General features: G+C 76.5%; 4 protein-coding genes and 3 pseudogenes. 1 reads left to right on the top strand and 6 read right to left on the bottom strand.

Going from position 1 to position 8,432, the window contains the following annotated elements; all coding sequences use genetic code 11:
* From C6N75_RS13185 to C6N75_RS13170, 4 genes and pseudogenes are all read right to left on the bottom strand, one after another.
* Window positions 1–321, bottom strand: a pseudogene (locus tag C6N75_RS13185) (PDR/VanB family oxidoreductase); the annotation flags it as partial.
* A 58-nt stretch (window positions 322–379) separates the two neighbouring features.
* On the bottom strand, window positions 380–1,273 hold the full coding sequence (locus tag C6N75_RS13180) for a metal-dependent hydrolase (protein ID WP_105869074.1): 894 nt from the start codon (window positions 1,271–1,273) through the stop codon (window positions 380–382).
* Window positions 1,274–1,363: 90 nt separating this feature from the next.
* Window positions 1,364–3,355 carry a hypothetical protein gene (locus C6N75_RS30670; RefSeq protein ID WP_105869073.1) on the bottom strand — a complete coding sequence of 664 codons (1,992 nt, stop codon included), beginning with the start codon at window positions 3,353–3,355 and terminating at the stop codon, window positions 1,364–1,366.
* An 86-nt stretch (window positions 3,356–3,441) separates the two neighbouring features.
* Window positions 3,442–5,922, bottom strand: a pseudogene (locus C6N75_RS13170) (alpha-N-acetylglucosaminidase); the annotation flags it as partial.
* A gap of 116 nt (window positions 5,923–6,038) precedes the next feature.
* Here C6N75_RS13170 and C6N75_RS13165 point away from each other — a divergent pair.
* Window positions 6,039–6,518 (top strand): hypothetical protein, encoded by a 480-nt coding sequence (locus C6N75_RS13165; RefSeq protein ID WP_258177392.1) that lies wholly within the window; start codon window positions 6,039–6,041, stop codon window positions 6,516–6,518.
* A gap of 79 nt (window positions 6,519–6,597) precedes the next feature.
* On the opposite strand, the gene C6N75_RS13160 is transcribed toward C6N75_RS13165, so the two are convergent.
* Both C6N75_RS13160 and C6N75_RS13155 read right to left on the bottom strand, forming a co-directional pair.
* On the bottom strand, window positions 6,598–8,079 hold the full coding sequence (locus C6N75_RS13160; protein ID WP_105869071.1) for a DUF1996 domain-containing protein: 1,482 nt from the start codon (window positions 8,077–8,079) through the stop codon (window positions 6,598–6,600).
* A 94-nt stretch (window positions 8,080–8,173) separates the two neighbouring features.
* Window positions 8,174–8,432, bottom strand: a pseudogene (locus tag C6N75_RS13155) (reductase); the annotation flags it as partial.

Genomic DNA, 8,432 nt, shown 5'->3' with positions numbered 1-8,432 from the left:
GTGCACTTCGCGTGAGCCGCCCCGGCCGTCGGCGACCAGGCGGGCGGCGACCGTGTAGGAGCCGGAGTCGGCCGGGTCGCCGCACAGGGAGTACGGGCGGACCAGACCGGAGGGCAGCACGAGGTCGAGGTGGGCGCCCGGCTGCCAGGCGGGGAGGTCGGAGCCGGTGAGGACGAGCCGGACCACGCCCTCGGCGGGCTCGGTGCGCTCGGTGACAGTGAGGCGGCGGCGGGCGGTGGGGGAGCGGTCGCCGCGCCCGGAGACGGGCTCGTCCAGCGCGGGCAGCGGCCACAGCGGGGCGGCCTGGATGCGCCGGCGCAGCGACCGCCGGAGGCAGACGGCCGCCCCGCGGCCAGCAGCAGGGCGGGGAGGCGGTGGGTCACCGGCCCCCCTCCGGGCCGGGGGCCTGCGCGGCGGGGGAGGCGGCCAGGTAGGCGAGCGCCTGGGCGGTGCTGCCCTCCTGGGAGGGGTGGTAGGAGCGGCTCAGGTAGGTCGGTATGGAGCGCAGCATCGCGGGGGTCGAGGGCAGCACGCCCTGCTGTCCGCGCAGCACGAAGTCGCGTACGGAGGCCCGCCCGGCGGGCAGCGTCGGGTCGTTGGCCATGAAGAAGCGGGCCCCGCGCTGCCAGAGGAACACCAGTGCGGCGAACGCGGTCGCCCAGGTGCGGGCCCGCCGCCGGTAGCCGCCGTCCACGTGCTGGAAGAGGTCGAAGGCGACCGACCGGTGCTCGACCTCCTCCGCCCCGTGCCAGCGCAGCAGGTCCAGCATCACCGGGTCGGAGCCCCGCCGGTCCAGCTCCTCGGCGTTGAGCACCCAGTCGCCGAGGAACGCGGTGTAGTGCTCGATCGCCGCGATCAGCGCCACCCGCTCCATCAGCCACCACCGCCGCGCCCGGCCCGGCGGCAGCGTCCGGTCGCCGAGCAGCTTCTCGAACAGCCAGTCCACCTCGGCGGTGTACGGGGTGGGGTCCAGGCCCAGCCGCCGCAACTGCGGCAGCACGTCGTCGTGCGCCTGGGAGTGCACCGCCTCCTGGCCGATGAAGTCGATCACGTCCGCCCGCAGCCGCTCGTCCCGGATGTACGGCAGCACCTGCCGGTAGACGTGCACGAACCAGCGTTCACCCGCCGGCAGCAGCAGGTGCAGCACATTGATGGTGTGCGTGGTGAACGGATCGCCGGGCACCCAGTGCAGCGGGGTGCCCGCCCAGTCGAAGGACACCTTCCGGGGCGCCGGCGCCACCCGTTCGTCCGGCCGTTCACTCGTGTGAGACATGGCGTCAATGTAGTGAGGGGCCCGGGAACGCACCAGGGGCGTGCGGCGGGTCGTCCACCCGGCGCACGCCCCCGCGGGGCGATCGCGGGATCACCGCAGCGAGACGATGTCCTTGCCGTTCTCCAGCTTCCCGGCCAGCTCCACCTGCTCGGTGGGCTTCGCGTCCAGCTCCAGCGCCATCCGCCGCCCCTCGCCCTCGCCGGTCGCCCCGCCGGACGCGGAGACCGTCGCCACCTCGCTGCTGCCCGCCGCCAGCAGGTACCACGGCGCGTCCGCCCCGCCGCCCGGCGCCCGCCACAGCACCCCGGCCAGCACCTGCGGCGCCCGCGCCCCGCACGCCGGGGAGTCCTCGGCCTGCGCCGCCGGCGCACCCCGGCCGCCGCCCGGCGCCTGGAACTGCGCCAGCACCTTCACCCCGGTGCCCCGCCAGGTCTCCGCCCGGGTGCACACCCACGCCGCCCGGCCCGCCCCGCCCGGCAGCTTCTGCTCCGCGTACCGCCAGGAGTTCACCGACCGCACCCCGCCGCCGCGCAGCGACGGCAGCAGGCACGCCGTCCGCGCCCACTCCGCCCGCGCCGGCCCGCCGGAGAGGTCCGCCGGCGCGCCCGGCGCGCCCGACGTCAGCCGCACCGGCAGCAGCTCCCCGAGGTCGGACAGCGTCCGCACGCCTCCGGCGTCCCGCACCTCCAGCGCGTCCCAGACCGTGCACTCGGAGGGCGCCACCGGGCTCGGCACCGGATCGGTCACCCCCTGCGCGTCCCGCCGCACCGGCCGGGACTCCCCGGCCGCCCCGGTCAGCAGGTCCCGCGCGCCCACCGCGCTCACCCAAGGGGCCGTCAGATAGCGGACGTTGGCATTGGTCCGGCTCACCACCAGCGCGGCCGCGCTCGCCGCGTCGGCCGCGTCGGCGCGGGCGAAGTCCAGCGCCACCGCCGGGGAGCCCTCCGGCACCTCGCCGACCGGCTCCGCGTACCGCACCACCCGCAGCCCGTCGTGGAACAGCACCACCCGCGCCTGGTCCACCTCCCCGGCGAACAGCAGTTGCGGCGGCCCCATCGGCGGCCCCGGCGGGGTGCCCGGCGTCGCCGACGCGGCCACCGAACCGCCCGGCCGCGCCCACACCGCCAGCGCCCGCCGCAGCAGCGCGGTGTCCCGGACCAGCCCGCCGCGCGCCGGCCACACCGAGAAGTCCGTCCGCGCCGAGCGCTGCCACACCGACGGCGCGACCTTCCGCAGGTTCACCGGGTCCAGCGCCGCCTCCACCGCCGCGTTGCGCGCGTAGAGCGGGGCCGCCGCACCGTCCGGGCCCCAGCCCTCACCCGGCAGACCCAGCAGCGTCCCGGCCACCACCACGGCCGCCAGGGCGGCCAGCGCCGCCCGCCCGTGCTGGCGGCGCCGCATGAGGTCCGTCGGCCGCGCCTGGAGCGAGCACGGGTCGAACTCCGGCGAGCGCAGCAGCGCCTCACCGGCCACCGCACCCCGTACGGTGTCCGCCTCGGCGACCGCCGCCGCCGGATCGGCCGCCCCGGCCGCCGACAGCACCCGGCGCGCCTCCGCGTCCCCCAGGCGCTCCAGCACCCGCAGCGCGTACGCCGCCCGCCCCGCGCCGGAGAGCGCCGACAGCGCCTGGTCCAGGGCCAGTTCGTCCGCGCCGCCCGCCCGCGGGAACAGCCGCAGCCCCCACACCCGGGGCAGCAGCGGCGGCAGTTGCGCGCGCTTCGGCCAGGACCGCACGCGCAGCGGCTCACCCGCCACCAGCGCCTGGCGCACCACCTCGGCGCGGACCAGCGCGTACCCGGCGTCCGCCGAGGGCCCGGCCTCCTCCCCGCCGCGCCGCTGACCGGGCATCGCGCCCGGGGCGGCGGGCGTGGTGCGCCGGCGCGGCAGCGAGCGCTGCACCAGCGCGTGCGCCGTCAGCACCCGCCGCCCCCGGCCCAGCGCGGCCGGCAGCACCAGATAGGCGAGCCGGACCAGGTCCGGGTAGTGCTCGACGAGCGCCGCCTCGGCCTGCCCCACGTCGACGGGGGAGGCGGGCGGGGCGGCGGAACCGGGGGAGGAGGCGGTGATGTCCTGGGTGCTCACTTTCAGCAGAACGAGCGACCCCCGCTTCGGTCACCTGGCCCAGCCGCCCGCCCCGGGGCGCGGCCGGTCGCCGGCCCCCGTCACCCGCCCGCGTACACCGCCGTCACCGGGCGCTCGCCCCGCGGTGCGAACCCGGCCCGCACCTCCCAGCGCACCGGGCCGGCCGACCGGTCGGCGAGGGGCCAGCGGGCGGTCGCCGTGCCGCCCGGGGCCGCCGGCGGCAGGAGCGCCGCCGGCTCGCCCGCCACCGCCGGGGCGAGCACGGTCAGCCGCACCGGGCCGGTGGCCCGCAGCCCGCTGGTGTTGCGGAACACCGCCGTCAGCGCCCCCGAGGCGGCCCGCACCGTCACCTCCCCCTGGTACGGGGCCCGGGCCAGCACCTCGTACACCCGGCGCGCGGTGCGGTACGGGTCCCCCGACGGCCGCACCGGATACCGCCGCGCGGACCGCGTCCACGCCTCCTCGCCCGCGTACCAGTCGAACGTCCGCGGCGCCCGCCCCGCCGCCGCCGCGTCCGCCAGCTCGTCCAGATACGCCCGCCAGCGCGGCAGGTAGACGTCCCCGAGCAGCCCGGACCAGTCCCGGTTGGCGTAGCCCGCCAGCCTGCCGCCGTCCGCGGTCGGCCGGTCCGCCCAGGTGGTCAGCAGCACCCGGGCGGTCCGCTCCAGGCCGGCCCGCCGGGCCTCCGCCAGCCAGGGGCCGAGCAGGAACGCCCGGTGGCAGGCCGACGCCTCCTCGGCCAGGGTCAGCAGCCGCAGCCAGAGCCGGGACAGCGCCCCGAACCCGTCCCCGTCACCCCGCTCGTAGGCCGCCCGCAGCCTGCCGATCAGCACCCAGGAGCGGTTGGCCAGCACCTGCCGGGTCAGGTCGGTCAGGTCGTGGCGGTACGCGTCGCAGTCCCGCAGCCCCTCCCGTACGCCGAGCAGCGCGGCGAACGCCCCGTCGAAGGCGGCCAGGTCGTAGGCCGGGGCGTGGGTGGCGTAGTGGGTGCCGGAGGCGGCCGCCAGACTCGGCCGGGCGGCGAACACCGAGTCGTGCGGCCGCCCGTCCGGGCTGGTGATCCCGTACGCCGTCTCCCGCAGCACCGCGAACGCCGACCGCGCCGCCGCGTCCGGGGCGCCGTACCGCAGGTCCGCGTACCCGTCGAACCAGGCCGCCCGGTCCACCGGCGCCCGCCGCCAGGCCAGTTCGGAGAACAGCTCCAGCGCCGCCGGGTCCCGCTCGCCCGCCTCCGGCAGGTACGCCGTGCCCACCAGCGCCGAGCCCGGCTTGTCCCGCCAGGCGGCGAACCGCTCCGCCCACCGCTGGGCCGCCGCGCCCAGCGTCGTGCGCCCGCCGAAGTTGGGGATGGTCCCGAAGGCGTACGGCGTCCCGCCCCAGTCCCGCTCCCGGTCGGTGGTCCCCGGCAGGTCGGAGCGCCCGTCCACCACCAGCACCCGCCGCCGGTCCAGGGCGTCCAGCAGCGCCCGGCGCGGATTGGCCTGCCAGCCCAGCATGACCCACACCGCCCGCGGCCGGGCCGCCCGGAGCGCCGCCTGCACCGCCCGCCCGGCCGCCGCCACCGGCACGTCCCCGGCCGAACCGCCCTCGTGCAGCAGGTCCATCTTGAACAGGTCGGCCGGACCGAAGAGCTCGGCCTGGTGCCGGTAGAAGGAGGCGGCGGCCGCCCGGAAGGCCGCGCTCCGCGGGTCCAGCCAGTCCGGCCGCCGCAGCCCCGCCCACATCCCCTGCGGCACGGTCCGGGCGCCCGGGTTGCGGGCCGCGAAACCGTCCGGCACCGTGCCGAAGAAGCCCGGCAGCACCGGCGCCATCCCCAGCTCCCGCAGCCGGCCGGTGATCCGCCGCCCCATCTCCACCCGCTCGGCGATCAGTTCCGGAGCGACCGGGCCCCCGTAGCCGCTCATGTTCTGAAGCAGCCACCACGGCTGGTGCGAGGGCGCCGGCAGCCAGCTCCGGGCCTCCGCCTCGGTGTAGCCGAACTCCTGGAGCATCCGGTGGTACACCGCCTCCTGCCCGACGGTGACCAGCACCTCGTTGAAACCGTGCAGGGCCAGCACGTCGATCAGCCGCTCCCAGCGCGGCCACCGGGCGTACGGGGCGGTGTAGCCGTCATGGGTGTCGTTGCCGAAGAACCGGTGCGCCACGGTGGCCTCCCGGTCCAGCGCGGTACGGCTCTCCCGGGGGTCGGGCAGGGTGTCCGGCAGCTTCGCCTCCCCGCCGGCCCAGGAGAGATGGACCCCGCAGGCGTACTTCAGATACCAGTGGACGCCGGTGAGCACGGCCGCCGGGCCGCTGCCGGCCACCTCGATCCGGCCCGGCCGGCCGCCCACCCGGAACCGCTCGGGCCCCCGGGCCGACGGACGCAGGCGGAACTGCCCGGCGTGGTCCGGCAGCAGCCGCCGCAGCGCGGCCCGCGCCGCCGCCATGCCGGGGCTCCCCGCCATGGCCGGAGCCATGCCGGCCGTCGCCGTCGCCGCCGCTGTCGTCGTCGCCGCCGCGGCCAGCGATCCGGCGGCCCCCAGCAGCACCCGCCTCGACACGGCCCGGCCCGGGGCGTCCTCCGGCATCGCGGTAGCGCTCACAGCGGGTGTCCTTCCGATGACATACCGTCAGTCACGTGCGCTGCCGCACGTTACCCCCGGTTCCCCTGTGGCGGCGGCGGGCCAGGCGGCACGATGACCGGATGCGTACCAAACGAACTCGTCCGGCCCTTGCGGCGGCAGCTCTCACGGCCCTGGCCCTGCCCCTGCTCGGGGCGTGCGACGCGGGCGGCGGCGAGCAGCCCGCCGCCGGCGCGTCGGCGTCCCCCAGCCCGGCGACGGGCACCCTGGAGCAGCTCGCCGCCAAGGCGGGCTGCGAGCCGGACGTCCAGACGGACGCGGAGGAGATCCGCCAGGCCAACTGCGCGACCGGCGACGGGAAGTACGTGCTGGCCACCTTCGCCACCGACCGCGGCCAGCGCGAGTGGATCAACGAGGCCAACGACTACGGCGGCTCCTACCTGGTGGGCCGCAGGTGGGTCGCGGTCGGCGACGACAAGGCGGTGGAAGCGCTGCGCGGCCGGCTCGGTGGCGCGGTGGAGACCGCCTCGCCGCACCACCAGGGCGGAACCGGTGGGGATGGGGGGAGCGAGGAGGGCCACCAGGGGCACCACGGGAGCTGACCGCGCAGGTCATGGGGAGCGGCCGGGCCCGAGGGCCCGGCCGCGGGAGGGAAGCGGACGGGGGCGGAAGCGGGGGCGGTCAGGCGCAGCGCCGTCCGCTGTTGACGCAGTTGACCAGCGCGCGCATCAGCCGGTCGTCGAAGACGTTGATGAAGTCGCCGTGGTCGGTGACCGGCTTGTGGAGCTGCTCGGGGAAGGAGTCCACCGCGAACACCGCGCCCTGCGGCACGTCGTAGACGATCCGCTGCACCAGCTGCGGGATGGCCCGGAAGCCCCGCGGGCAGCGGCCGCTCGCGTCCGCGAAGGCCACATGGGTGCGGTGGTTGGCGCTGTCGGTGTTCCGGCCGTCCCAGCAGCTCTGGAACCTGAAGGTGCGCACCACGTCGCTGCCCTGCGGGCAGACCGGGTACTTGTCCTTGAGCTGCCGGTTCTCGAAGCCGGTGCAGCTCCAGGAGGCGTTGGCGTTGGCCGTGCCGTTGGTGAACGCCTTGGCGTCGCCGGTGATGATCCGCAGGAAGCGCGGCATGGCGGTGACCTTGGAGACCGGGGAGCCGGTGAAGTTCAGGGTGACCTGGGCGGGGGTGAGGATCTCGCCCACGTTCTTGTCCCGGCCGCCGCCGTCCGCGTCGGCGTCGTTCTCGTTCTGCCCGTTCTGCACCCGCAGCACCGGCCAGTAGTAGGTGGAGCGGTCGCCCTGGTTGCGGCAGGTGGTCGCGCCGGCCGCCAGGTCGTCGTCGCCGGCGAAGGCGTCGTTGGCCTGGTTGCCGACGTAGTCGTGCATATGGTGGGCACCGTTGCTGACACCCGGCGCGACGATGACGTTGTCCGGGTTGAACTTCCCGTTCTCGTTGCGGCCGCAGTTCGTGGTGAACGTCCCCCGGGACCCGCCGCGCAGCTTGCGCGGCTGGCGCACATTGGCCTGGACGGACCGGATGTCCACGAAGTCCGACGCGACCGGCCCGTTCCCAGCCTGCCCTTGGCCCTGATTCTGCCCTTGGCCCTGCCCCTGCCCCTGCCCTTGGCCTTGGTTCTGCCCTTGGCCCTGCCCCTGCCCCTGGTCGCCGTTCTGGTCCTTCACCTGGGTGCTGTCGTCCTGGCGCAGGGTGCAGGGGGCGAGGCGTTCCAGGCCCTGGGGGCGGGCGGCGACCCGGTCGATGGAGATCACGATCCGCCCGATCGCGGCGGTCCGCTTGTCCTTCAGCGGGACCAGGATCGCGTTGCGGGCGTACGAGGGGTCGCGCTGGACCTGGTCCTTCTCGTCCGCGAACCGCCGGTACGCCTCGGTGATCTGGCTGTCCATGGCCGCCAGTTCCTGGTCCACCTCGACCCGGGCCCGGTCCGGGACCTGCCGCAGCCCGTTGGCGACCTCGGGGCAGTCGATCGTCGACACCTGCTGCGTGGCGGTGGTGACCGGGCGCTGCGCCTGGGGGGCGCGGGACCAGCCCTGGCCGGCGGAGGCGTACACATTGGCCGCGATCACCCCACCACCGCCCAGTACCAGGGCAGCCGAGGCGGCGATCGCCCGGTTGGCCAGTTTCGAGCGTTTTCTTGTGCGTCCCATGGAACTCCAATCCTGGGCGGGGGGAACCGCTCCGTTCCATACGGACGGGACGCGTGGGGTGTTCAACGCCTCCTGAGACGTACGTCGTCGCCGGTCAGGCGTCCAGTGCTGCCGCCTCCTGCTCCGGGGTGATCCCCTTGGCGGGCCGGTCCGGCCGCTGCGGGGCCGCGCCGCCCAGCGCCCGCAGCCACGCCCAGGTGTCGGCGACGGTCTCCGCCGCCGGCCGGCAGACCAGCCCGGCCGCCAGCGCCCGGGAGACGTCGGAGCGGTGCATCGCGTCGTGCGACTCGCCGGGCGGGAGCCACACCGGCAGCCCCACCCAGGGCTCGATGCCGGCCTTCAGGACCGCCTCC

Source organism: Streptomyces solincola (genome assembly GCF_002982015.1).
GTDB lineage: Bacteria > Actinomycetota > Actinomycetes > Streptomycetales > Streptomycetaceae > Streptomyces > Streptomyces solincola.
Note: the sequence above shows the minus strand (reverse complement) of the source record. Positions and strands in the feature narration are given on the sequence as shown.